Genomic DNA, 25,250 nt, shown 5'->3' on the forward strand with positions numbered 1-25,250 from the left:
ATTCCTTTTAGTCCAAAGCAACAGTTATGTTGATGTCTTTTAGTCTTTCGTTTACCGCAGCTTCTGAAGATTTAGGGAACGTCCCTACCTGAGCTATCGCTCGCTTCGCCGCTGCACATACTCGAGTATCGCCACTCAAAACGGTAACACCAGAGACCATCATATCAGTTCCTGTCGGAATCAATTTGATGTTTACCCTACACTCCTTTCCCAGCAAGTAGTCATCCTTAATCAACTTTTGCTGAATATTTTGAGTATAGATGGATGACATTCGAGAAAGTTCGTCGTCAATAAATTGATTTCGAGCAGCACTATTTTTACTAACCTCATCCTCAAGACCCGCAAAAATATCATCTAACGCGGCTTCTTGAGCTTTACGCTCACGCTCGGCACGCTCAGCTGCTTCTCTCGCTTTACGCTCTCGCTCTGCCGCCTCTTTTGCCGCTTTCTCTTTTGCAATGCGCTCTTGTTCAGCTTTTTCAGCAGCTTCACGCTCACGACGTGCTTTTTCTTCCGCTTCTTTTGCTGCTTTTTCACGAGCTAAACGTTCTTGCTCAGCTTTTGCTATAGCCGCCTCTTTTGCTAAACGCTCTTGCTCAGCTTTACGCACGGCTTCTTCTTTTGCCTTGCGCTCTTTTTCTAGCTTAGCAGCTCGCTCTTTTTCTTTGCGAACACGTTCTTCTTCCTGCTTGCGCTCTTGCTCTTTTTTCTTACGTGCAGCTTCTGCTTCTCGTGCCGCTTGAGCATCTTTCGCTTGCTGCTCTTTCAACTTACGAATTTGCTCTTCTTCAGCTTTGCGGTTTTTTTCTAGCTGCTCTGCTTCGCGTCTCAGTTTATCAAGACGCTCTTGTTCTTTTTTCGCTGCCTTTTCGCGTTGCTGGCGAATTTCTTTCGCTTGTTGCTGCACAAGTTTTGGATCGATGACAACAGCTTGAACCATTTGCCCTGTAGGCTCTGGTTTAGACATGTTGAAGTCCGTCCCCCAAAGCAGGGCTGCAACTAGAATTGCATGCAAACCAACCGATATTGCTATCGGTTTGGCGTATTGGTTGGGTTTCTTCTTGTGATCTTTCATAGATAATTGATGTCTATTCCCTGATATCGGTCATTAGACCTACCTTAGGGATACCAGCTCGACTTAGTTCATCTAGCAATAGAACAACATCGGCATATGGTGTTGCCGCGTCGCCACCTACCGCAACTGGTGAATCCGGCTTAACCTCTCGCTCCGCTTTCACTCGCACAATAACATCTTGCAACGACAAACCTCGCTGAACTTCTTCATCATTTACGCTTAGGCCTAAATTACCCTCGCTATCAATTTCGATGATAATAAAGCTACTGTCAGTCTCGCCAGCAAGGTCTTGCATAGATTCTGCGGTCGATGTTTTCGGAAGATCAACGTCGACGCCTTGAGTCACAAATGGAGCGGTCGCCATAAAAATGATCAACAGTACGAGCATTACGTCAATGTACGGAACAACGTTGATCTCCGCTGTCATTTTTCGCTTTTTAGGTTGATAACCCGCCATGCTTTATTCCTTATCCGCGCTGTCTCGGCCAGCCATCGCTTGACGATGAAGGATGCTGTGGAATTCTTCAGAAAATGTTGCGTAAGTGTGCTCTAGTTTGCTCACTTTATTGCTTAGGCGGTTGTAGGCCATTACAGCCGGGATAGCCGCAAATAGACCCATCGCTGTCGCGATCAATGCCTCGGCGATACCCGGTGCAACCATAGACAACGTAGCTTGTTTTACTTCACCCAACGCAATAAAAGCGTGCATGATGCCCCAAACGGTACCAAATAGGCCGATGTAAGGACTGATAGAACCGACTGTCGCTAAGAACGGTAAGCTTGTTTCTAGTTCATCAACTTCACGAGAGACAGCAACGCGCATTGCGCGGCCAGTGCCTTCCATGATGTACGCTGGTGAGTTTGCGTTGCTCTTACGTAGACGAGCAAACTCCGTGAAACCTGCGTAAAAAATTTCTTCTGTGCCTTCAATTTCGTCTTTACGCGCTTTTACTTTTTGGTAAAGCTGAGAAAGATCAGTACCCGACCAGAATTTGTCTTCAAACTGCTCTGCATTCTTTGAGGCTTGAGAAAGCACTTTGCTGCGCTTGATGATCATTGCCCATGACACAATTGACATACCAAGCAACGTCAGCATCACAAGCTTTACCAACAGACTAGCCTGAAGAAAGAGATCTAAAATGGAAATATCAGCAGTCACTATTTGTTAGCTCCGAATTTATAAAGGTTGGAATAGCTATTGGTTTCATTTTCTTATTATCGATACATGCTACCTTAACAGAGGCCTTGCACAATATCTTGCCTTGATCATTGACCAACTCTTGACAGAATTGCAGGGAAGCACGTTTTATTTCTGACACTCGGGTTAATACTGTCAAATGCTCGTCCAGCCTTGCCCCTTGGTTGAAATCAATATCCATGTGTCGGACAACAAAGCCGATATTTTGTTCCAGTAACACATGTTGAGAAATGCCTTTGGCACGTAACATTTCTGTCCGCGCGCGCTCAAAGAATTTTAGATAATTAGAATGATATACAACGCCGCCCGCATCGGTGTCTTCATAGTACACGGTGATCGGCCAGCGAAAGAGATTTGATGTGCCTTGCAAGGGAGTCCCAATATATTCAATTCTTTAAAGTAATTACTATAACTGAAGCGACAGCAATTGGTACCGAGCTAAGGGAATATTTTTGAAATTTGTAGAAAAAATAAAAGCTAGGCGAAATACCTAGCTTTTATTCGATGATTTAGTAACCGACTTTATTACAGCGTATTTCAGCCTAAAAGAAATAAAGTGCCGTTAAATAAATTAAGATAGCTAACGAAAAGTAGGGACTAAACAAAGCTTGCCAGTACCAGTTTCTCGGTTTGAAGCCCACACCGTAAACCATGCTTGAGCATACAGACCAAATCAGTGCTGGTGCGATGATTGAGTTAAAACCACCAATTGCTTGATGGTAAGCTTCAGGATCCCACATCACCAATCCTACATGCATAAAGCCAAGGATGAGAGATAAGACTCTTAACAGAGTCTTATCCATCGGAGCGTGAAGTTGCGCTACCTTATCAGCGAGATTACTCACTGTCTTTGTCCATCATTTCTGAGTGCTCTAACCAAAGAGCGTTGATGATACCGAATGCACAAGCAAGTAGTACACCTAGAATCCATGCGAAATACCACATAGTAAATGCTCCTTAGTAAAGTGAGTTTTTGTTGTCTTCAATGTACTGATCATCAAGGCGACCAAACATCTTGTAGTAAGTCCAAGACGTGTAACCAAGGATGATTGGTACCATAACAAACGCAACGCCTGTCATTAGATTCAGAGTCAGTTCAGATGACGTTGCATCCCACATTGTTAAGCTGTGGCTTGGCATTAAGTCTGAAGGCATGATGAATGGGAACATCGCAAAACCTGCAGTAAAGATAACGCCAGCAACACCCAAGCTTGAAGTAATGAACGAAATCGCACATTTTTCAAGACGAGATGCCAATACGGCAAGAAGCGGCATTGCGACACCTAGTACAGGAGCAGCCCATAGTAGTGGGTAGTTTTCAAAATTCTTCATCCACGCACCAGCTTCACGGATTACCTCTTTGTTTAGAGGGTTAGAAGCTGCATTAGTGTCGATACCGCCAACAATGACGTAACCATCAATATTTTGGATCCAGAAACCAGCAGCTACAAACGCTGCAACCGTCAGTAAACCAGCCAACTGAGCAACGTTGCGAGCACGCACATGCACTTCGCCCGTTGTTTTCATTTGTAGCCAAGTCGAACCTTGCATCAAAATCATGAACAAACTAACTAAGCCACACAGCAGTGCAAATGGGTTTAGAAGACCAAAGAATGAGCCATGGTATGTTGGCATCAAGAACTCACTCAATTGGAATGGTACACCCTGTAGTAGGTTGCCAAACGCTACACCAAAGATGATTGGTGGAACAAAACCACTGATTGAGATACAGATATCCCAGGTATTACGCCACTTTGGATCTTCGATTTTAGAGCGGTAGTCTAGGCCCAGAGGACGAAGCCATAGCGCTGCTAGTGTCAAAATCATCGCTAAGTAGAAGCCTGAAAATGACGTTGCATAAACCAAAGGCCAAGCTGCAAACAATGCACCACCAGCAGTGATAAGCCAAACTTGGTTACCATCCCAGTGAGGGGCTATTGAGTTAATCATGACGCGACGTTGCGTGTCGTTTTTACCGATAATAGGTACAAGCGCGCCTACACCCATATCGAAACCGTCTGTTACTGCAAAACCAACTAGTAGAACACCGATTAGTACCCACCAGATGAGTCGCAAGATTTCGTAATCAAACATCTTGTTATCTCCTTACCTTACGCTTCTACTTGGCGACTAACTTTGTCTTCAACAGAGTCAGCATTTTGCTCGAAGTGGTAGCGACCCGTTTTCAGGCTACTTGGGCCTTTACGAGCGAATTTCAACATTAGGTAAACTTCTGCAACCAGGAATACCGTGTATAGCGCCAGAATTGCGAATAGTGAAGTCCAGATTTCGCCAGCAGTTAATGCAGAAGCTGCAACGTGCACTGGTAAAATTTCACCAACAGCCCATGGCTGACGACCGTACTCAGCGACGAACCAACCCGCTTCAATCGCAATCCACGGTAGTGGGATGCTGAATAGTGCAGCTTTAAGAATCCATTGTTTCTGTTCGATCTTCTGACGACACGTTTGAATAAATGCCGCACCGAAAACGAATAGCATGATGAAACCACAAGCAACCATGATACGGAATGACCAGAATAGCGGCCATACTGTTGGGATTGAGTCATCCGCAGCAGCTTGGATTTGCTCTTCTGTCGCATCAACAACATTGTCTGTGTAGCGTTTTAGAAGTAGACCGTAACCTAGGTCACCCTTCACTTCATCAAACGCAGTCATGTTTTCTTCTGACTTGTCGCCCGCACGAAGCTTCTCGAGAAGTTCATAAGCGTACATACCGTCACGAATACGATCGACGTGCTCATCACGTAGGTCACGAAGACCTGTTACTTGCTCATCAAAAGAACGTGTCGCGATGATACCCATTACGTAAGGGATCTTGATTGCGTAATCGGTGTGCATGGTTTCTTGGTTAGGAACACCAAACAACGTAAACGCTGCTGGAGCTGGTTCTGTGTGCCACTCTGCTTCAATTGCAGCAAGCTTCACTTTTTGAACTTCACCAAGCTCGTAGCCAGATTCATCGCCAAGAACGATGGTAGATAAGATAGCCGCAATACCGAAAGAAGCAGCGATAGCAAATGAACGACGAGCAAACGCAATGTCACGACCTTTTAATAGGTAGTATGAACTGATGCCTAGAATAAACATTGCGCCACAAGTGTAGCCAGAAGCAACCGTATGCACGAACTTAACCTGAGCAACTGGGTTTAGTACAACTTCAGAGAAGCTTACCATTTCCATTCGCATGGTTTCGAAGTTGAAGTCCGCGCCTACTGGGTTTTGCATCCAGCCGTTTGCGATAAGAATCCAAAGTGCAGAGAAGTTAGAGCCCAGCGCCACAAGCCAAGTAACCGCTAAGTGTTGACGTTTAGATAGACGATCCCACCCGAAGAAGAATAGACCAACAAAAGTTGACTCCAGGAAGAATGCGACAAGGGCTTCGATCGCTAGCGGCGCACCGAAGATGTCACCTACATAGTGGGAGTAGTAAGACCAGTTCGTACCAAACTGGAATTCCATGGTAAGGCCTGTCGCCACACCAAGTGCAAAGTTAATACCGAATAGCTTACCCCAGAACTTGGTCATGTCCTTGTAGATTTGCTTGTTCGTCATTACGTACATCGATTCCATAATGGCCAGAAGGAAGGCCATACCAAGGGTCAATGGTACGAATAGGAAGTGATACATCGCTGTCAGTGCAAACTGCAACCGCGATAGATCAACTACGTCAATCATGGTAACTCCTATGTGTCGGCTGAATGACACTCTCTACATATTGCAATCCATATTCAAGTGTTATTTACACTTGAAAAATGTTGAATTATCACAACTCATTGTTGCAAAAATGTGCTTCATTGGTTAGTTAATTGTTAAGCATCAGCTAATATAGCTAGGGCTAATATTACTTGTAAAAACAGATTGTTTCAAAAGGTTTATAGCCGGAATGCGCTTTGATATACATCAATGTTTATGCGCGGAATTTGCACAAAAATCCATCACATTGATCCAGATCAACCAGTATTAGATACGGATGTTAAGAGAGAGTAATCAGGAGAGAAATTAACCAGTTGCGAGCAAACATAGAGTTAACAATCAATGCTTTTTACTCACTAAACTGGTATGAGAAGAAATTCAAAAAATGTGAGTTTGGTCAACTTTAATGAAGCGCTGGGCAGCAAAGGCCCAGCGCGGGAATCTTATTTTTCAATTCCGAAATGCAAATACGCACGATCTGTCGCGATTCTTCCACGTGGAGTGCGTTGTAAATAACCTTGTTGAATAAGATAAGGCTCAAGAACGTCTTCGATAGTATCCTTTTCTTCACCTATCGCTGCCGCCATGTTATCGAGTCCGACCGGACCACCACCAAATTTCTCCATAATTGCGAGTAGTAGTTTGCGGTCCATATAATCGAAACCTTCGGCGTCCACATCAAGCATATTCAGCGCTTTGTCGGCAACCTCTGCACAAATGTGACCATTTCCTTTCACTTCCGCATAATCGCGAACACGACGTAGTAGGCGGTTAGCAATACGTGGTGTGCCACGTGCACGTCTTGCCACTTCCAATGCACCTTCAGGTTCCATTGACAAACCTAAACAATCCGCGCTGCGCTGCACAATATCTTGGAGGTCTTTTATCTTATAAAACTCAAGACGCTGAGTAATACCAAAACGGTCGCGTAATGGTGACGTTAAAGAGCCTGCTCGGGTCGTTGCACCAATCAAAGTAAACGGCGGCAAATCGATCTTAATAGAACGAGCGGCCGGACCTTCACCGATCATAATATCCAGTTGATAATCTTCCATCGCCGGATACAGAACCTCTTCAACCATCGGGCTTAAGCGGTGAATTTCGTCAATAAATAGAACGTCATTTTCTTCTAGGTTGGTTAGTAACGCGGCTAAATCGCCTGCTTTTTCAAGAACTGGCCCTGAAGTAGTACGGATGTTTACTTCCATCTCGTTGGCGACAATATTTGCTAGCGTGGTTTTACCCAAACCCGGAGGGCCAAAAATTAACAGGTGATCAAGAGCTTCACTACGTAACTGAGCAGCTTTGATGAAGATCTCCATTTGGTCACGAACGTGGTCCTGACCTTGGTAATCCGCCAACTTCTTTGGTCGAATAGCACGATCAATGACATCTTCATCACGAAAGGCAGGGTTTTCTGGAGCGATTAAACGATCGGCTTCAATCATCTTTTTACCTTGAAAAATGGTTACCTGAGAGAATAATGCCGCTCGTTTAACAGCAAGTGGCATATTTCTGTATCTCGTCATCCTGTACAGCGACGAAGGAGCGTGATACAGGATCTTCTATCCGAGCACTTTATGGTCAAAATTGTTTCATTAACCGCTCAGCATGCTGCTATTAGATTCCCAGTCTCGCTAGGCTCGCTGGAATGACACAAAAAACATCGTTAAGCGATTGGCATTAACCTTAGAGAATGAGTTATCTTGAACAAATGCTCACTGTGAAACCAGCGTTACACCATTGATTTTAGAGCTTCACGGATCATTTGCTCACTGCTCATGTCCGGTTTAGCGATCTGAGACACCACTTTCGACGCTTGAGTCGGCTTGTAACCCAAAGCTAGAAGCGCGCTAATTGCCTCTTCTTCCGCGTTGTTGGATGTCGCACCAGAATCCGCAGGAGCAGCATCCGTAAATGGTGTAAATAGATCGCCAGCGCCCCACCCTTTCAAGCGGTCTTTCATTTCAACAACCAATCGCTCTGCGGTTTTCTTGCCAACGCCTGGAAGCTTAACCAGCGTAGAAACGTCTTCATGTTCCACACAAGTAACAAATTGCGTTGCTGTCATACCAGAGAGAATACCAAGACCGAGTTTAGGACCAACGCCATTGGCTTTGATCACTTCACGGAAAAGTGCGCGTTCTTTTACTGTGTTGAAACCGTATAGCAATTGTGCATCTTCACGGACGACAAAGTGAGTATAAATAATGGCTTCTTCGCCAACATTTGGCAGCTCGTAAAAACAGCTCATTGGCATCTGGACTTCATAACCAATGCCATTAACTTCAATTAATACTTCAGGTGGTTGTTTTTCAATCAGTGTGCCACGAAGACGTCCAATCACTATAAATACTCTTTGGAAATGAATTTGCGACAGGATAATAAAGAACTGGATAGACATCCAGTTAATTTTATCGGTAGCGCCCTTTTCTGGCACTGGTTGCTTTGCCCGCTAAGGCAACAAGGGTTTTGTTCGTATTGGCATGACAAATCGCCACACCTAAAGCATCGGCTGCATCTGCTTGAGGCTTGGCGGGCAGTTTAAGCATCTGCTGAACCATATGCTGAACTTGTGCTTTGTCCGCACCACCAGTACCGACTACAGCTTGCTTAATAAGACGCGCGGCGTATTCGTATACCGGCAACTCTGCATTCACCGCAGCAACAATTGCGCTGCCACGAGCCTGGCCAAGCTTTAATGCTGAATCCGCATTTTTAGCCATAAACACTTGTTCAATCGCAAATACGTCCGGTTGAAACTGAGTAATGATTTCCGTGACGCCAGCGTAAATCTGCTTAAGACGGCCCGGAAGTTCTTTTTCTGAAGTACGAATACAGCCACTACCAAGGTATTGCAAATGGCGTCCATTTTGACGAATGACCCCATAACCGGTAATGCGTGAACCTGGGTCAATGCCCAAAATAATTGACATGAATGTTCCTAAAAATGAGGCCGAATGCGGCCTCAATTTCTTATTATTACTTTCTAATTTCGGAGCGAATACCGCTCACTGCACATTGAGTTTACTCTAGAGAGGCCGCAACGTCGTCAGAGATGTCACCGTTGTGATAAACCTCCTGAACATCGTCCAGATCTTCTAAAGCGTCAATCAAACGGAGCAGTTTTGGCGCAGTGTCCACATCCAGTTCTGCTTTCGTTGAAGGGATAAGCGACACTTCGGCGTTCTCCGCCTCAAAACCTGCAGCATCAAGGGCATCTTTTACGAGTCCAAAATCGCTTGGCGCGGTGTAAACATCAATCGAGCCATCTTCTGATGTTTCGATGTCATCAGCGCCACTTTCTAACGCCACTTCCATCACCGCATCTTCATCTAAACCTGGGGCATATGAGATCACGCCTTTCTTGTCGAAAAGATAGTTTACACTACCATCCGTACCCAGATTGCCTCCTGACTTCGAGAACGCATGGCGTACGCCTGATACTGTGCGATTTCGGTTATCCGTCATACATTCGACCATAACCGCAGTACCACCCGGACCATAACCTTCATAGATTACGGTTTCCATATTGTCGTCGCCTTCACCACCAGCACCTCGGCTGACAGCGCGGTTGACAGTGTCACGCGTCATGTTGTTAGACAACGCTTTATCAATTGCAGCTCGCAAACGTGGGTTATTTTCTGGCTCACCGCCTCCCTCTTTTGCGGCAACAACGATTTCACGGATTAATTTGGTAAAGATTTTGCCGCGCTTCGCATCTTGCGCTGCTTTACGGTGACGAATATTCGCCCATTTACTATGACCTGCCATAATTCACCTTTTAATGTATTTTGACGCTTAATAGCAAACATGAGCTAAAAAGCGTTGCTTGGGAAATTGCTTTGGAAGTTTCTTGGGTTTATTTAAACAAAAACTCCCGCAGTTGCGGGAGTTTTCTTCAAATGTTGTGCGCTTATTCTGCGTCTTTTTCTTTCGCTGCAGTCACTGCGATTGCTAGCTCTTCTAGCGCTGCTGGGTTCGCAATGCTTGGTGCGTCTGTTAGTAGACACGCCGCTGCTGTTGTTTTCGGGAATGCAATAACATCACGGATGTTCTCGGTACCACATAGCAGCATCACTAGACGGTCAAGACCGAATGCAAGACCAGCGTGTGGAGGCGTACCGAATTTTAGTGCATCAAGCAGGAAGCCGAACTTAAGCTGTTGCTCTTCAGGTGTGATGCCTAGAATATCAAATACGGCTTCTTGCATATCTGCGTTGTGGATACGGACAGAACCGCCGCCAACTTCGTAGCCATTTAGAACCATATCATAAGCGTTAGAGTTTGCCGCAGCTGGGTTCGCTTTTAGCTCTTCCGCAGTCACACCTAAAGGCGATGTGAATGGGTGGTGCATCGCGTGTAGGTTGCCTTCGTCATCTTCTTCGAACATTGGGAAGTCAACAACCCATAATGGAGCCCATGCAGATTCGTCAGTTAGCTCTAGATCTTTACCTAGCTTCAGACGCAGTGCGCCCATAGCTTCTGCAACGATACCCGCTTTATCAGCGCCAAATAGGATGATGTCACCAGATTCCGCTTGAGTGCGATCTAAGATGGCGTTGATCACATCTTCGTTTAGGAACTTAGCTACTGGAGATTGGATACCTTCCATGCCTGCTGCACGATCGTTAACCTTCATCCAAGCTAGACCTTTAGCACCGTAGATACCAACGAATTCACCGTAGCCATCAATTTGCTTACGAGTCAAAGATGCACCACCTGGAACGCGAATAACGGCAACGCGACCTTTCTCATCGTTTGCTGGGCCAGAGAATACTTTGAACTCAACGTCTTTCACTAGGTCAGCGACATCAACTAACTCTAACGGGTTACGTAGGTCTGGCTTGTCAGAACCGAAACGGCGAATCGCTTCGCTGAATGGCATTACTGGGAACTGACCTAGGTCTACGTTTAGTAGCTCTTGCCACATATCGCGAACCATGTTTTCCGTCACTTCACGTACTTGGTCAGCCGTCATGAATGACGTTTCGATATCGATCTGAGTGAATTCTGGCTGACGGTCAGCACGCAAGTCTTCATCACGGAAACACTTAACGATTTGGTAATAACGGTCAAAACCAGACATCATTAGAAGCTGTTTGAATAGCTGTGGAGACTGAGGAAGCGCGTAAAAGCTGCCTTTGTGAACACGGCTAGGTACTAGGTAGTCACGCGCACCTTCTGGTGTCGCTTTCGTTAGTACTGGAGTTTCAATGTCTAGGAAGCCGTTGTCGTCTAGGAAACGACGAACAAAGCTAGACGCTTTAGCACGTAGCTTGATGCGATCGCTCATTTCAGGACGACGAAGGTCTAAGTAACGGTACTTAAGACGTTGCTCTTCAGAGTTCTTTTGGTTGAAATCTAGAGGCAAAACGTCACTGCGGTTGATGATTTCAAGACCTGTCGCAAGGATCTCAACTTCACCTGTTGCCATGTCTTTGTTTGCTTGGCTTTCTGGACGAACGCGTACTTCACCCGTTAGTTTGATACAGAATTCATTACGAAGTGTGTTAGCCACTTCATACGCATCCGCCATATCTGGATCAACAACTACCTGAACGATACCTTCGCGATCTCGCATATCAATAAAAATAAGACCGCCTAAATCACGACGACGGTTAACCCAGCCGCAAAGTTCTACAGTTTGTCCTGCAAGGGACTTGTTCAGGTGACCACAGTAATGGGTACGCATAATGAAATTCCCAATCTCTCAAATGTTGTTAACTACGCTCTGTCAGCCTCATTGCCAAGCAGAGTAAAGATTCAGTTATACGCTGAATGTCCACGAAAATCGACTACTCAACATACAATTACGTGTGTTTTATCATTCACTGGTGCTTTTTAGTACAACAAATGTTCAAAAGCGCACCAAAGCGAAAAAATTGGTGGGGATTATAGCGTGAAATTACCTATTTCAGCAAAACTCTCGTAAAGTATTCACACGAGTAGCAAGCAGTAAAGAATAATGGATAACTTACCTCTTCGACTTGGATTGACGATGTGGTCGCACAATCAATGGCAACAAAGCTTTTACGGCAGCGGGACAAAGCCCGCTGAACGTTTAGAAAAGTATGCACAGGTGTTCCATACCGTGGAAGGCAACACGACATTTTATGCCACGCCGACGCTCAACACGGTGCAAAACTGGAGAGCAGCAACCCACGATGATTTTCGCTTTACTTTCAAACTTCCTAAAGCCATCACTCATGAGCAAATGCTAAGAGGTTGCAGCGAACAACTGAGAGACTTCATGAAAGTCATGGAGCCGTTGCATGACCGTGTGGGGCAATGGACAATTCAATTGCCAGCCGCATTTGGTCCTGAGCACCTTGATCGACTGAAAAATTTCTGTGCGAGCTTTCCACCTAACTTCCCTCTTGGTGTTGAGGTTCGTCATATGGCATTTTTCTCCAAAGGTGAAGAAGAGCGAGCGCTTAACCAATGGTTAGTAGAAAATAACATTGACCGCATTATTATGGATAGCCGCCCTGTCTTTGCCGCTAAGCCAGACAATGAAGCGATCATTGATGCGCAAATGAAAAAACCAAGAGTACCAGTCCACGCCATTGCTACCGCTTCACACCCTTTGATTCGCTTTATTGGTCATCCAGAAGAACAGCAAAATTACGAGTTTTTTACACCATGGCTCAGCAAGTTGCCGCAATGGATTGCCGAAGGTAAGCAGCCGTATGTCATGATCCATACTGCGGACAATATAATTGCGCCGGAGTTGGCAGCCAATCTGTATAAAGACATACAAAAGCGTATAACACTTCCTGACTTGGCATCTTTCCCGGCTAACGATGGCAACTCGCAGTTACAGATGTTCTAACGCAACACATGACAGAGGCGCGAAATTCCCATAAAATACGCGCCTTTTTTGGTGCCTGACATTTTCAGGCGGCTTGTATGCAGAGACTTGGTTATGAACCCTAAGAGCAATCCAGATACTATTTTTTCGGCTCCAATCGATAAAATTGGGGATTTCACGTTCGATGAACGCGTAGCGGAAGTATTTCCTGACATGATTCAACGATCGGTGCCGGGTTACAGCAACATTATTTCTGCAATTGGTATGCTGGCAGAGCGTTTTGTAAAGCCCCACTCAAACATCTATGACCTTGGCTGTTCTTTGGGTGCTGCAACATTGTCTATGCGTCGCCATATCAAACAAGAAGGTTGCCAAATCATCGCAGTGGACAACTCTCCTGCGATGGTTGAGCGTTGCAAATTGCATGTAAACGCGTACCGAAGCGATACTCCTGTAGATGTGGTTGAAGCGGATATTCGTAATATCGATATTGAAAACGCATCAGTTGTCGTACTGAACTTTACTCTGCAATTTCTTTCTCCAGACGATCGTTACGCCCTGCTTGAACGAATCTACGCGGGTCTACGTCCAGGCGGAATTTTGATTTTGTCGGAGAAATTCGTCTTCGAAGATGAAGTGTCAAACGAGCTGTTAATTGACCTTCACCACGACTTTAAACGTGCAAATGGTTATAGCGAACTAGAAATCAGCCAAAAGCGCAGCGCGATAGAAAACGTAATGCGCCCAGATTCAAAGAAAGAGCATAAAGAGCGTTTCGCTAAAATTGGCTTTTCTAGCTACGATGTTTGGTTCCAATGCTTTAACTTTGGCTCTATGTTCGCAATTAAATAAACCTTGCATATAAATGCCCTGAATCACGCCGATTTAGGCTGTTATTTAATAATTTTAATACCATCAACTCAGCGATTAACTAACTATGTTTAACTTTGCAAACTTCTACCAATTGATTGCCCAAGACACACGTCTTCAACCTTGGCTCAATGTGCTACCACAACAGCTAACGGATTGGCAAAATGCAGAGCACGGTGACTTTGGTCGCTGGTTGAAAGCACTGAACAAGATTCCAGAAGGCTCACCGGATCAAATTGACATCAAGAATTCAGTGACCATCAGCAACGACACTCCTTTCCATGAAGGTGAGCTGAAGAAATTAGAGAACTTACTTCGTACATTCCACCCATGGCGCAAAGGGCCATACCACGTACACGGCATTCATATTGATACTGAGTGGCGCAGTGACTGGAAATGGGACCGTGTGCTTCCGCATATTTCTCCATTAAAGAACCGCAGCGTACTCGATGTTGGTTGTGGTAACGGCTACCACATGTGGCGCATGCTGGGTGAAGGTGCACGCTTAACCGTCGGTATCGATCCATCTCACCTGTTCCTAATTCAGTTCGAAGCAATTCGTAAACTAATGGGCGATGACCAACGTGCGCACCTACTGCCGTTGGGTATTGAACAACTACCTAAGTTAGAAGCGTTCGACACGGTATTCAGCATGGGCGTACTTTACCACCGTCGCTCTCCACTGGATCACTTGGTGCAGCTAAAAGATCAATTAGTGTCTGGTGGTGAACTAGTATTGGAAACACTCGTGATTGAAGGTGATGAGAATGCAGTGTTGGTTCCAACTTCTCGTTACGCACAAATGCGTAATGTCTATTTCTTCCCTTCAGCAAAAGCGCTGAAAGTGTGGTTAGAGTTGGTAGGATTTGAAGATGTGCGCATCGTTGATGAAAGCGTCACTTCGGTTGATGAGCAACGTACCACAGATTGGATGACGCATAACTCTCTACCAGACTATCTAGATCCGAACGACCCAAGCAAGACTGTAGAAGGTTACCCTGCCCCTCGCCGCGCGGTTCTTGTCGCTCGCAAACCATAATTCGCTGAGATTCCTGACATTGTCTTAACTCATTTTACGAGTTAAGACATTACCCTCTTTCCTCGTACTGAGCGTGTTTGTTTTTCGAGTCCATTTGTTACATCAAAACATAAGCACGCTCTAAATAAGGATGCGCTTTTATGTCCTTGATTTTTAGCTTTTCATCACTATTCCTCAAACAATAAGTAATAGAGAAACATTCTTACTTGTGAGGCTTTATCGATATGAGCTAAACTCCTAAAAAATAAACAACTTAATCCAATCCCAAGGTTTTCAATGTTATTACGATTGACCCCGATTGTTGCCATCGCCTTACTATCTGGATGCTCACTAACCAAAGGCGAACAGTACCACCAAGAAACGTTAGCGGCTATTCAAACTTCAGAAGCGAATGTCAATAATCGCATTACTAACTTAGAGCTTCAGCTCAGCAACCAATCGGACTATATCGACAGCCTTGAAGAACAAGTCGATAAACTACAGGTTGAACTTCTGACATTTCGTGATGAAGCAATGGCAGAAGTGAAAAAGCCAAAAGAGCCGATTATTGTCCAATCTCCTGCTCCTGTGGAACCAACACCAACTCATGATATTGTCCTTGGCTCAATTGAAAAGGTCACTATCGACTCCATTAAGCAGACTTTTGATGCACGTGTCGACACCGGTGCCGCAACCTCATCTTTAAATGCAGTTGATATTGAAGAGTTCGAAAGAAACGGCAAAAACTGGGTTCGATTCCACCTGGCAGATACCAGTAAATCTGAAGAAGAAAAAAATACTTGGATCGAAGCGCCAGTCATTCGTTACGTAAAAATTCGCCAAGTTACCAGTGAAGAACTAGAACGTCGCGCTGTAGTCGAACTTTGGGTGCGCGTTGGAAAAATTCATGAAAAAGCGCAATTTACGTTGGCAGATCGCTCGCATATGAACCATCCTATTTTACTGGGTAGAGAATTTATGCGCGACATCGCACTTGTCGATGTAAGTCGTACCTATATCCAAACGGACGAAGATAAAAAATAATAAGGTAGATTATGACGTCAAAAATACCGTTTTACCTTTCAATCATCTTATTGGTGATTGCGGGCATTGCTTTGAGTGTTTTCAGACATGAAAACTACGGCGTGCCTTGGACACCAGGCGAAACTCGTCAGGTATGGGATGTAGAGGCACGTATTGAGTTCAATGCTAACGGCAATGAAGTCAAAGCTTCACTCGCAGCACCTCATACACAAAGTGGTTATACGCTTATCGGTGAATCCGCTTCCTCTTCTGGTTATGGCGTTTCCTACATTAATTCTGATTCTGGACGTCGTGCCGAGTGGTCAATTCGTCAGGCCAAAGGTCCTCAAACCATTTACTACAAAGCGCAGTTCTTAGTGGACCCTCAGGCTAAAGTTACGCCTCTACCACCAACTGAAGACATTACGCCACCAACTCTATCAGCGCCACAAGCTGCGGCGGCAAATGCCCTTGTTGAGCGTGCGATGAGTCGCTCTGCCGACAATGTGACCTTCACTCGTGAGCTCATCAAAGCGCTTAATGACCCAGACAGTCAAAACTCATCGCTACTACTGAATGACTTCAGCCGTACTGATGCACTACATAATATTTTGCTTACCGCAGGTATACAGAGCAAAACTGTCGGTGTTATCGAACTAGAAGATGGCCGTCGACGCCAAACCATTCAACCAATGGTTCAGGTTTGGTCAGGTAAAGATTGGGTACTGTTCTCACCAAATTCCGAACAGAAAGCCGTGAAACCAAACTTATTAGTTTGGGATGAGTCGAATGTATCCCTGCTTGATCTTGTTGGTGGTAAAAATAGCCAAGTTCATTTCTCAATGATCAAGCAAGAAATGACTCCACAGCAAGCGACGAACAACAAGATAGAAGCTGATGGGCTTCTGAATATTTCAATTCATAGCTTGCCTCTTGAAGAACAAGCGATGTTTAAGACTATCATGCTGATCCCTATCGGTGCCCTTATCGTGGTGTTCTTGCGTGTGATTATCGGTCTGAAAACATCCGGTACTTTCATGCCAGTACTGATTGCTGTTGCGTTTGTTCAAACCCAGTTATTAACGGGTATTGTCGGTTTCTTACTGATCGTTGGCACAGGCTTGATTATTCGAAGTTACTTATCGAGGTTGAACTTACTGCTTGTAGCACGGATATCAGCGGTCATTATTACCGTTATTATGATCATTTCGGTGTTCACAGTAGTCGCATTTAAGATGGGCTTAACGGAAGGATTAACAATTACGTTCTTCCCGATGATCATCTTGTCTTGGACAATTGAACGTATGTCTATCCTATGGGAAGAAGAAGGCGCGAAAGAAGTCGCTCTGCAAGGTGGGGGCTCACTGCTCACCGCAGTATTGGTTTACTTAGCGATGACGAACTCATACATTCAGCACCTAACCTTTAATTTCATTGGTCTACAGTTGATTGTTCTGGCCGGTATTCTATTGCTAGGTACTTACACAGGTTACCGTCTAACTGAGTTACGTCGTTTCAAACCACTAGCGGAGGACTAAACGATGTTCGAAAGTTTTACTTCGCCAGCTAAGCTTCGCCATAAAGGCATTATGGGGATGAACAAACGTAACCACAGTTATATCGGCCGTTACAATGATCGTTCTAAATACCCATTAGTTGATGACAAGCTCAAGACTAAAATTATTGCGCAGGCAGCAGGGGCGACAGTCCCTGCCCTGATCGGCGTTATTCATAACCAAGCAGAAGTAAAGACAATCCATAGAATGGTGCAAGATTGGCCTGGTTTTGTTATCAAACCCGCTCAAGGTAGTGGTGGTAAGGGTATTTTGGTTATTACCTCGCATAAAGATGGGGTCTATACCAAACCTTCCGGCTCTACAATTGGTAAGGACGAAGTTGAACGTCATATCAGTAATGCGCTTGCAGGCCTTTTCTCTCTTGGTGGTAAAAACGACGTCGCAGTCGTTGAGAACCTGATTAAGTTTGATGATTGTTTCGATGGCTTCAGTTATGAAGGCGTGCCTGATGTTCGAATCATCGTATTTAAAGGCTACCCTGTTATGGCAATGATGCGCTGTTCTACGGCGGCGTCGGACGGTAAAGCAAACCTCCACCAAGGCGCTGTGGGCGTGGGCATTGATATCGCCACAGGTAAAGCAATCCGAGCGGTGCAATTCGACCATCCAGTCACCCACCATCCGGATACCGGCAAAGACCTTTCTACCCTCCAAGTCCCGCACTGGGAGCGCTTGCTTGAGCTTGCGTCTAGTGCGTGGGAGATGACAGGGTTGGGATACATGGGCACTGATATGGTGCTAGATAAAGAGGAAGGGCCTATGGTTTTAGAGCTCAACGCTCGTCCTGGCTTAGCAATCCAAATCGCTAATGGTGCAGGCTTGCTTCCTCGTTTGAAACACATAGAGAGCCTCGGCACACCTGCCGAGTATCCAAAGCCGATTGAACGTGTCGCCTACGCAGCAGAGCAGTTTGGGGTAAAACCGCAGTTCTAATCGCCAATCACAATATCATTCGCCAGTAATTGTTCGGATTGCTGGCGTTTTTTGTTTCCGTTTCCAAAACCGTCTACCTACTCATCTTATTAAACAAACCTATCTCACCTATAACTTGAATCAATGATCGAGCTAACAGAATCAACATAGATCGTTTCTTTTCTCCTTTAACTTTTGAGTATGATGAGGTCTCCCCTTACTCAACTTGAGAGGTTGAGAAATGCTAACAAAAGAAACAGATAACGATGAACCAGAGCTTGAAGAACAAGAGAGCTTAGACCAGCATTTACAACGCTTGTCTGAGCTTTCTGTCCAAGCACTTGAAGAGCTTGCTGAAATGATCGATATCAGAGACGATATTTCAGAGGAATAAAACTTAGCCTCCCCGCTAAGTTCTATTAATAAGCCGAGACTGTCGTCCTACAGTCTCGGCTTATTTTATACGCTTTGAAGCCTCCCGCTAACAAATACAAAAACGCCCGCGTTCATTGCGGGCGTTTTGCTAGATTCGGAGTTTACGATTCAAACTCTTCGATCATCTCTTGCGCTTCGGTCTTAGGCTTATCCGTTTGACCAAAACCACGTAGACCAACTACGTGTACGTGCTCATGGTCTTTAAACACCTTACGCACCAACTTGTAGGTAGTACCTTTCTCTGGGCTGATGTTTTCTGGTGCCGCAATAAGAAGCTGCATATCCAGACGGTCACACAATTCGAACAATGTCGCGATCGATTTCGCATCCAGACGCGCTGCTTCATCCAAGAAGAGCAGACGACAAGGCACAATGTCTTTGCTGCGAAGACGACGAGATTCTTCTTCCCAGCTTTGAACAACCATCAGGAGGATTGACTGACCAGTACCGATCGCTTCACCTGTTGATAGCGCGCCAGACTCGGCCTGTAGCCAACCGTCTGTACCACGGTTCACTTCTACACTTAGCTCTAGGTAGTTACGGTAATCCAGTAGCTCTTCACCCAGAACTTGCGGTGAACGTTGGCCCATATCGATGTGTGGGTTCACGCGTTGGAACAGTTTCGCCATTGCTTCAGAGAAGGTAAAGCGAGTCGATTCAAACAGGTCTTTGTGCTGCTCTTGCTGTGTCGCTAGACCGTTCAGTAACACTTCGTGACTTTCACGAATTTTCACGTTTAGACGTACGCCCTTCACCTGACCAAACGAAATGTTCGACAAGCCTTGGTTCAACATACGAATACGGTTTTGCTCACGCTGAATCGTCTTCTTGATGATGCTCGCTACCGACTCAGAGCTGATCGCTAGACGGTTTTCACGCTGCGTTAGCTCTTCCGTTAGACGCGCCAGCTCGACTTCCATCTCTTCGATTGCTTCAACTGGGTCATCAGTACGGATGATATCCTGACGAATACGCTCACGAAGATGTTGGTATACAGCAATGTAGAACAGAACTTTACGCTCTGGACGTGCGTTGTCTTCTGATAGACGCAGCGCATCACGCAAGTCGTCATTGTTCGCAACCGCTAAACGCAGCGCACCCAATGATTTATCCGACATCGAACGCAATTCATCCGCCGACATGTAAGCCAGTTCGCGCTTGTGTAGACGACGCTCAACATCGTTTTCACGCGCTAAGCGAAGTACTGAACACCAACCCGCTTTCGCTGCAACGACAAATTTGCGCAGCTCTGCGTATTCTTTCTGCACTTTCTTCAGACGTTTCGCTAAGCCTTTCATCTCAAGCTCGGTCGACGTTATCGTGCGCTCGTATTCACTCTTACGACTACGTGAAGTATGTAAGCGTTCGTGCAGCTCGTCACGACGGCGCATTGCACGCTCTTCCGCACCTTCGTCGGCATTTACGCCATACTCTTGCAGCTCTTGTTTGAACTCTTGTACGGTTTCTTGCTTAGCTTGATGCGAACTCTTCAAAGACGCCAATACTTGGTTGTATTGGTTCATTTGTCCTTGTGCTTGCTTCAACTCTTCACGAGAACGAGTACGAGTCTGTTCAGCTTGAACCAACTTCGCTTTTAGCTGCTCACTCAGTTCGCTACTTTTGTTCAGAAGATCAACCGAGTCTGAGTAAGCGAAGTAGTGACGACGTTCAACCAGATCCGAGAGTGCAAAGATTTGCTTCTTAAGATCTTGTAACTGTTCATCTGCCGCTTTGTATTCTGCTTCTAGTGCATCAAATTGCTCTGGGTCAGCATCAAGCGCAGACGCAATATTCTCTAGTTGCGCGACGGCTTTTGCATGATTATTTAAGAAGTTTTTCGCCTCTGCAAGCTGAGCGATTTTCTCTTCTAGCTCATCAAAACGCGCTTGCAATGATTCATCTTCAACAAGCACCATGTGTGATGCTAGCTTGTCCAGAGAAGACAGTGCTTGCTTACTAGTTTGAAGCTGAGAGCGTTGCTGCTGCTCTTTTGCATCCAGATCCGCCAGCACGCGAGCAATTTGGTTACGCTTATCACGAATGGTTGCCAGTGCTTGTTCTGGATCAGCGTCAAAAGCCACTTGAATGTGGTTAGACACAAATTGGTTAAATGCTTGGTACAAACGCTGCATTTTCTGAGAGTCAAACGCCGCTTTTGCGTGCTTCTCTACCACTTCTTCTCGTTCGTTACGCAGCAACTCTAGACGCTGCTCACGTGCTGCACGACCAAACAATGGGATCTCAGGCAAGCGAGAGTAACGCATTTGGCGATCGTTCATGCGAACACAAACCGCGCCCTCTAACTCTTCTGCATCGAACGAGCTGTCATCAAAGGCATCGATGTCACCTTCAATGATGTACAAGTCTTCTGGACAGTCGTCTAGCTCTACCAGTTTCTCTTCGATACCTGACAGGTCAGAAACAACGATAGCGTGACGAGCCGGACCGTACATCGCACTGAAGTAAGGCGCGTCATCAATCGTGATGTCATCGTAGATCTCAGACAGTAATACACCGCCTAAAGTATCAGCCAAACCTTTCAGGCGAGGGTCGTTTGAACCACCAGGAGAAGCAAGACGTTCAATCTCAGCGTCTAGCTGGCTACGGCGCTCAGCAAGCTTATCTTTAGCTAAGGACAGCGCCCTTTCTTGCTCAAGAACGACCTGCATGTGGTTCATTACCGCATGACGATCTTCAAGGTCTGTCCCGCTCTGCTCACGTAATTTCTCTAGTGCATCGTTCGCCGCAATCCAAGCTGGCGCTATCGCTTCAAGCTTACTGATTTCTGCCGTCGCGTTTTGCTCTAGACGGCGCTGTTCACCACGCTGATCACGAACTTCTTCTTGAGCTATCTCTAGTGATTCGATTTGCATCGCATGACGTTCACGTTCTTGTTCAAACGTAACTTCATCGGTTAGCTCGACGTGATATTGCTTTTTGTATTCAGCAACCAGTTCACGCGCTTGACGTTGCTGATTGAGGCTACGCTCAAGATCGCGATGCTGCGCTCGCCATTGCTGTTCGTTTTGTGCAATTTGCTGTGATTCTCGAGCTTTAGCGATTGCCAATTTTGCGCGCTTAGAGGCTTCTTTGCGCTCAACAGGGCCAACGATGCTCTGTACAAGCTTCAATGCAGTATCAAACTGCTCTGCCGCAGCTGATGACATATCGAGCTTATGTTTCACAGACAACAACGTATTGGTATTTTCTGTCTCTTTGTTTTTCAGCTCCGCCACTAACGCTTGTGCGGATTCTGCCGTTAGGCTGTCATCACCAAGTAGCTGCTTCGCTTTCTCCAACGCTTGAACGGCTTGTTGGTATTGAAGCGCGCGAGTTTGCTGAACGTCAAGAGCTTGCTGGTAATCAGCAAGTTGCGTCTTAAGGCTGTCCACCTCTTCTTCTGCAACGGTCGCTTGCTCTTCAGCCATCATCACGCGTTCTTGCGCTTCTTCCACTACCATCATTTGTTCTTCAAGACGCTCGCTCAGCTCTTCAAGATCTTCTTGGTAACGTTCGATCTTCTCTTGCTGACGCAGCGCGTTTTGCACCAGTTGCAAGTGATCCGAAGCCGCTTGGTAGTCTTGCTCTAAAGAAGATTCTGATTCGATCAGCAGTTCCAGCTCTTCTTGAACGCGGTTAAGCAGGTTGTTTTGCTCAATCAAGGTCTCGCGAGAACCAAATAACTCTGAACGCAAAGACAGTGTCTGTTCTAGTTTTTTACGACGCTCGTTGGCATGGCGCATATAGTCCGCTGCCACGTAGTTGGTCGACTCTGTAATCAAGTGTTTGAACAAGTCACGGTCTGCTTGCGTAGTTTTGATCGCTTCTAGCGTCATGCGGTTTTCACGCAGCGCCGATTCCATATCTTGGAACGCTTTCTTCACGCCGCCGTTTTGTGGCAGAAGGTAGTCACGTAGCGAGCGCGTAATCGCACTTGAAATACCACCGTAAAGCGATGCTTCGATCAAGCGGTAGAATTTAGAGCGGTCACCAGAGTTACGCAATTTCTTCGGAATCACACCGAATTCAAACATTTGTGCGTGGTAATCAACAATAGAAGAGAAGGCTTTGAATTGAACACCTTCAAATTCCGCGATCGATTCTTTTACTTCGTTGATTTGACGTACACGAGCTTGAGTCGCAGATACGCTTTCAACCAAAATATCTGTTGGTTTTATATGGCTTGGAAGGCCTTGAATAACAAACGGTTTGATGTCTACTTTCTTATCACGACCCGCAACTTGCTGCAGTTTTACTGCAAACAATAGGCGTTGGTTACGTGAGTTCACCACGTCCAGTGCCGCGTAACACGCGCCCGGTTGTAGCTTACCGTACAAACCTTTGTCGCGAGACGATTGGCTGCTGCCCGCTTCGGTTGTGTTACGGAAGTGCAGTAGCGTTTGGTCAGGAATCAATGCGGTGATGAACGCCGCCATTGTGGTTGATTTACCTGCACCGTTACCACCTGATAGCGTGGTGACCAGACCATCGATGTCAAAAGTACGGGCAAAGAAGCCGTTCCAGTTGACCATGGTCAGCGATTGGTATTTACCGCGTTCAATCATGCTCATGCTTCACCCTCTTCTGTTGTTTCTTCTTGGGCTTGGTCGTCTTGTTCTTCTTCAGACAATAGGCTGCCTTGGCTTGGCTCTTTGGTGTGCACTACCGCTTCACCATCACGGATCAGACGTAGCTGCGCTTCACGCATATCATCGCCAATACGTACATCGGCACCAAAGCGGAATACAGCTTCACTGATGCTGAATTTACCAGTCTCACCGATGTTGATGATCATGCCTAGGCGACGTAGACGACGAAGTGACGTACGTACTTTTTCAAACAGCTTTTCTTTATCAAGGTCAGAACCGGTAGCACGGTTCGTCACTAGCTTCATCAGCTTGTTTTCATCAGCCAGAGCAAGTAGCTCGTCGTACAACTCTTGGTTAGTGAAGATGCCTTCGTGCGCAAGACGCTCTGGGCTTAGGTAAAGGAAACACAGTACCTTACCCACCAGCATATCCAGCTCAGAAAGCACACTGCGGCCAATCAAAGAAGTTGAACGTGGACGAAGGTAGAAGAAACCTTCTGGCGCTTTCACCAATTCGGTGTTGTAGCGTTGGTAGAAAGAAGAAAGCTCAAGTTCGAAATCCGACAGCAACGCGTGGTTGTCCAGATCTTCACTTGAGATATGACGCCCAGCTCGTAGCATGCTGTCTAGCGCTGGGAACAGAGGGTTAGAAATTGCTTTTGCCAGATTCTCTGACATGTATTCATTAGTATCGGTCGATGACATTCGCTTGTACCTTTGCCCCAAATTCGTTGATTGCTTTCCAGTCCGGTTGAATCGCTTGGTAATCCGATTCTGAATACCCCAGACGTACGGCTTGATCAACGATAATGCGAGCTAAATCAAAATGATGAGTGTAAGGATGCTGTGCAAGGTAATCTCGCAATACCACACTCAAGTCGATTGGCGTGCCTTGATCTTTATGCGCTTTTAGCATGTCACCAATTCGTTCAGACAACTCATCATTGACTTGTTGAAACTCTTCGTATTCTACTTCCATCGGAACTTGACCCGTTACCTCGTCATCACGCAGGACTAGGGCCTCATCACGAAGGTCAGAAAGCCTTTCCGCATCTGCATAAGTCAGATACCAAGGCGCATCGAAGTAATCTTTGACGGATTGACGTAGACGCGAGCTAAACGCACGGTTCTTATCCATATCAATTGCAGTACGGATGAACTTGTGCACATGTCGGTCGTAACCAATCCAAAGGTCGATCGCTTGCTGGCCCCAGCTTGTGATTCGATCCAGCTTCATTTGCAGACCAAACAACGCTTCTTCGATGAACTCTAGCTCAGGATCGCCGTACACAATTTCTTGAATATCTAGGATCTGAGTTTGCAGTTCATCACTGGCGGCTTGCAGCGTATCTTGAAGTTCACGCAACGTGCTTGATGTTTCTGATAGGAGCGCTTCACAGTTGTTGATCGCTTCGCGCCAGTCTTTATTTAGCAGATCGGCAATTTGTTGTTTTACAGATTGCTGCTGCTCATCCATCACACGTTGGTTAAGATCGATTTGATCGAAGATTTCGCCTACAGAATATTTTAAAACTCCGTATACGTTTTTCTTCCAGTGGCCCGGTGTGCCACCTTTTTGTGCTGCCTCAATCGCTTTCGCCATTTCATCTGCCACCATAGACAGTTGAATAGAAAGGCGCAGTTTCGAGAACTCACGATGACGCACGTAGTAATCGGTAATTCCTATCGCTAAAGGCGACAAGCGGTAAATGCTCGCTCCATCAGTAATCTCACTGACAAAACGGCTAATAAGGCGCTGCTTTACCATCTCGTTGATGGCGTTGTTAGCACGAAAAGCGGATGCTTCGCCAGTCTCATCAAATAATCGAGTGACGATGGCAAACGCATCATGCAATTCACCTTCACCCAATTCTTCATCGAACCTTTCATTACTCAGTACGGCAATGGCTATTAAGAATGCCAATCGCTCTGTGGTCAGGTTCAACGAGAAATCGTGCTGCTTAACCCAGCCAACCAACTCATCGATTGGTTGCTCTGCAGCATTGAGAGTCATCTCACTCATT

At 45.8% G+C, this 25,250-nt stretch carries 23 protein-coding genes; 7 read left to right on the top strand and 16 right to left on the bottom strand.

Annotated features, from left to right (window positions below):
* Nucleotides 1-7: 7 nt before the first annotated feature.
* From tolA to aspS, 13 genes are all read right to left on the bottom strand, one after another.
* Entirely contained in the window at nucleotides 8-1,075 is a 1,068-nt protein-coding gene (tolA, locus tag ACWPOD_RS10940; RefSeq protein ID WP_053807177.1) for a cell envelope integrity protein TolA, read from the bottom strand.
* A gap of 13 nt (nucleotides 1,076-1,088) precedes the next feature.
* Complete coding sequence (locus ACWPOD_RS10945) at nucleotides 1,089-1,532, bottom strand: ExbD/TolR family protein (protein WP_005378298.1); 444 nt, start codon at nucleotides 1,530-1,532, stop codon at nucleotides 1,089-1,091.
* A 3-nt stretch (nucleotides 1,533-1,535) separates the two neighbouring features.
* Nucleotides 1,536-2,234: a protein TolQ gene (gene tolQ, locus ACWPOD_RS10950; protein ID WP_005378301.1), complete on the bottom strand. Its 699-nt coding sequence runs from the start codon at nucleotides 2,232-2,234 to the stop codon at nucleotides 1,536-1,538.
* Nucleotides 2,224-2,643, bottom strand: a complete 420-nt coding sequence (gene ybgC / locus ACWPOD_RS10955; RefSeq protein WP_012841975.1) for a tol-pal system-associated acyl-CoA thioesterase — start codon at nucleotides 2,641-2,643, stop codon at nucleotides 2,224-2,226. Before ybgC ends, tolQ begins: the two co-directional genes overlap by 11 nt.
* 172 nt (nucleotides 2,644-2,815) lie before the next feature.
* Complete coding sequence (gene ybgE / locus ACWPOD_RS10960; RefSeq protein ID WP_041852976.1) at nucleotides 2,816-3,118, bottom strand: cyd operon protein YbgE; 303 nt, start codon at nucleotides 3,116-3,118, stop codon at nucleotides 2,816-2,818.
* Complete coding sequence (gene cydX / locus ACWPOD_RS10965; RefSeq protein ID WP_000270284.1) at nucleotides 3,111-3,218, bottom strand: cytochrome bd-I oxidase subunit CydX; 108 nt, start codon at nucleotides 3,216-3,218, stop codon at nucleotides 3,111-3,113. The genes ybgE and cydX overlap by 8 nt, the downstream gene beginning before the upstream one ends.
* A gap of 12 nt (nucleotides 3,219-3,230) precedes the next feature.
* Complete coding sequence (gene cydB / locus ACWPOD_RS10970) at nucleotides 3,231-4,367, bottom strand: cytochrome d ubiquinol oxidase subunit II (RefSeq protein WP_006742909.1); 1,137 nt, start codon at nucleotides 4,365-4,367, stop codon at nucleotides 3,231-3,233.
* Between the two features lie 17 nt (nucleotides 4,368-4,384).
* On the bottom strand, nucleotides 4,385-5,971 hold the full coding sequence (gene cydA / locus ACWPOD_RS10975) for a cytochrome ubiquinol oxidase subunit I (protein WP_012841977.1): 1,587 nt from the start codon (nucleotides 5,969-5,971) through the stop codon (nucleotides 4,385-4,387).
* 461 nt (nucleotides 5,972-6,432) lie between these two features.
* On the bottom strand, nucleotides 6,433-7,437 hold the full coding sequence (gene ruvB / locus ACWPOD_RS10980; RefSeq protein ID WP_031780162.1) for a Holliday junction branch migration DNA helicase RuvB: 1,005 nt from the start codon (nucleotides 7,435-7,437) through the stop codon (nucleotides 6,433-6,435).
* A 287-nt stretch (nucleotides 7,438-7,724) separates the two neighbouring features.
* On the bottom strand, nucleotides 7,725-8,336 hold the full coding sequence (gene ruvA / locus ACWPOD_RS10985; RefSeq protein ID WP_012841979.1) for a Holliday junction branch migration protein RuvA: 612 nt from the start codon (nucleotides 8,334-8,336) through the stop codon (nucleotides 7,725-7,727).
* 67 nt (nucleotides 8,337-8,403) lie between these two features.
* The gene (gene ruvC, locus ACWPOD_RS10990; RefSeq protein ID WP_012841980.1) at nucleotides 8,404-8,925 is read right to left on the bottom strand and encodes a crossover junction endodeoxyribonuclease RuvC; all 522 of its coding nucleotides are present in this window, start codon (nucleotides 8,923-8,925) and stop codon (nucleotides 8,404-8,406) included.
* Between the two features lie 91 nt (nucleotides 8,926-9,016).
* Complete coding sequence (locus tag ACWPOD_RS10995) at nucleotides 9,017-9,763, bottom strand: YebC/PmpR family DNA-binding transcriptional regulator (protein WP_005390747.1); 747 nt, start codon at nucleotides 9,761-9,763, stop codon at nucleotides 9,017-9,019.
* Between the two features lie 142 nt (nucleotides 9,764-9,905).
* A complete protein-coding gene (gene aspS, locus ACWPOD_RS11000) occupies nucleotides 9,906-11,684 on the bottom strand; it encodes an aspartate--tRNA ligase (protein WP_046874741.1) in 1,779 nt (592 codons plus the stop codon).
* A 273-nt stretch (nucleotides 11,685-11,957) separates the two neighbouring features.
* Between aspS and ACWPOD_RS11005 the strand changes: the two genes are divergently transcribed.
* The 7 genes from ACWPOD_RS11005 (at nucleotide 11,958) to ACWPOD_RS11035 (ending at nucleotide 18,597) form a co-directional block, all read left to right on the top strand.
* Nucleotides 11,958-12,824: a DUF72 domain-containing protein gene (locus ACWPOD_RS11005; RefSeq protein ID WP_167394146.1), complete on the top strand. Its 867-nt coding sequence runs from the start codon at nucleotides 11,958-11,960 to the stop codon at nucleotides 12,822-12,824.
* A 93-nt stretch (nucleotides 12,825-12,917) separates the two neighbouring features.
* A complete protein-coding gene (gene cmoA, locus ACWPOD_RS11010; RefSeq protein WP_012841984.1) occupies nucleotides 12,918-13,655 on the top strand; it encodes a carboxy-S-adenosyl-L-methionine synthase CmoA in 738 nt (245 codons plus the stop codon).
* Nucleotides 13,656-13,740: 85 nt separating this feature from the next.
* Nucleotides 13,741-14,712 (top strand): tRNA 5-methoxyuridine(34)/uridine 5-oxyacetic acid(34) synthase CmoB, encoded by a 972-nt coding sequence (gene cmoB, locus ACWPOD_RS11015; RefSeq protein WP_167426749.1) that lies wholly within the window; start codon nucleotides 13,741-13,743, stop codon nucleotides 14,710-14,712.
* A gap of 276 nt (nucleotides 14,713-14,988) precedes the next feature.
* On the top strand, nucleotides 14,989-15,735 hold the full coding sequence (locus ACWPOD_RS11020) for an ATP-dependent zinc protease family protein (protein WP_012841986.1): 747 nt from the start codon (nucleotides 14,989-14,991) through the stop codon (nucleotides 15,733-15,735).
* An 11-nt stretch (nucleotides 15,736-15,746) separates the two neighbouring features.
* The gene (locus tag ACWPOD_RS11025; protein WP_005390741.1) at nucleotides 15,747-17,252 is read left to right on the top strand and encodes an inactive transglutaminase family protein; all 1,506 of its coding nucleotides are present in this window, start codon (nucleotides 15,747-15,749) and stop codon (nucleotides 17,250-17,252) included.
* Nucleotides 17,253-17,255: 3 nt separating this feature from the next.
* On the top strand, nucleotides 17,256-18,224 hold the full coding sequence (locus ACWPOD_RS11030) for an alpha-L-glutamate ligase-like protein (protein ID WP_006742116.1): 969 nt from the start codon (nucleotides 17,256-17,258) through the stop codon (nucleotides 18,222-18,224).
* Between the two features lie 220 nt (nucleotides 18,225-18,444).
* Nucleotides 18,445-18,597: a hypothetical protein gene (locus ACWPOD_RS11035; RefSeq protein ID WP_005390736.1), complete on the top strand. Its 153-nt coding sequence runs from the start codon at nucleotides 18,445-18,447 to the stop codon at nucleotides 18,595-18,597.
* A 142-nt stretch (nucleotides 18,598-18,739) separates the two neighbouring features.
* Here the strand turns inward: ACWPOD_RS11035 and mukB are convergent, their stop codons facing one another.
* The 3 genes from mukB to mukF are packed head-to-tail and all read right to left on the bottom strand — an operon-like array spanning nucleotide 18,740 to nucleotide 25,249.
* Complete coding sequence (gene mukB, locus ACWPOD_RS11040; RefSeq protein ID WP_301610986.1) at nucleotides 18,740-23,203, bottom strand: chromosome partition protein MukB; 4,464 nt, start codon at nucleotides 23,201-23,203, stop codon at nucleotides 18,740-18,742.
* A gap of 2 nt (nucleotides 23,204-23,205) precedes the next feature.
* Complete coding sequence (gene mukE, locus ACWPOD_RS11045; RefSeq protein ID WP_005390733.1) at nucleotides 23,206-23,931, bottom strand: chromosome partition protein MukE; 726 nt, start codon at nucleotides 23,929-23,931, stop codon at nucleotides 23,206-23,208.
* Entirely contained in the window at nucleotides 23,912-25,249 is a 1,338-nt protein-coding gene (gene mukF / locus ACWPOD_RS11050) for a chromosome partition protein MukF (protein ID WP_048626187.1), read from the bottom strand. The genes mukE and mukF overlap by 20 nt, the downstream gene beginning before the upstream one ends.
* Nucleotide 25,250 lies beyond the last annotated feature (1 nt).

The organism is Vibrio sp. JZG120, assembly GCF_053890955.1.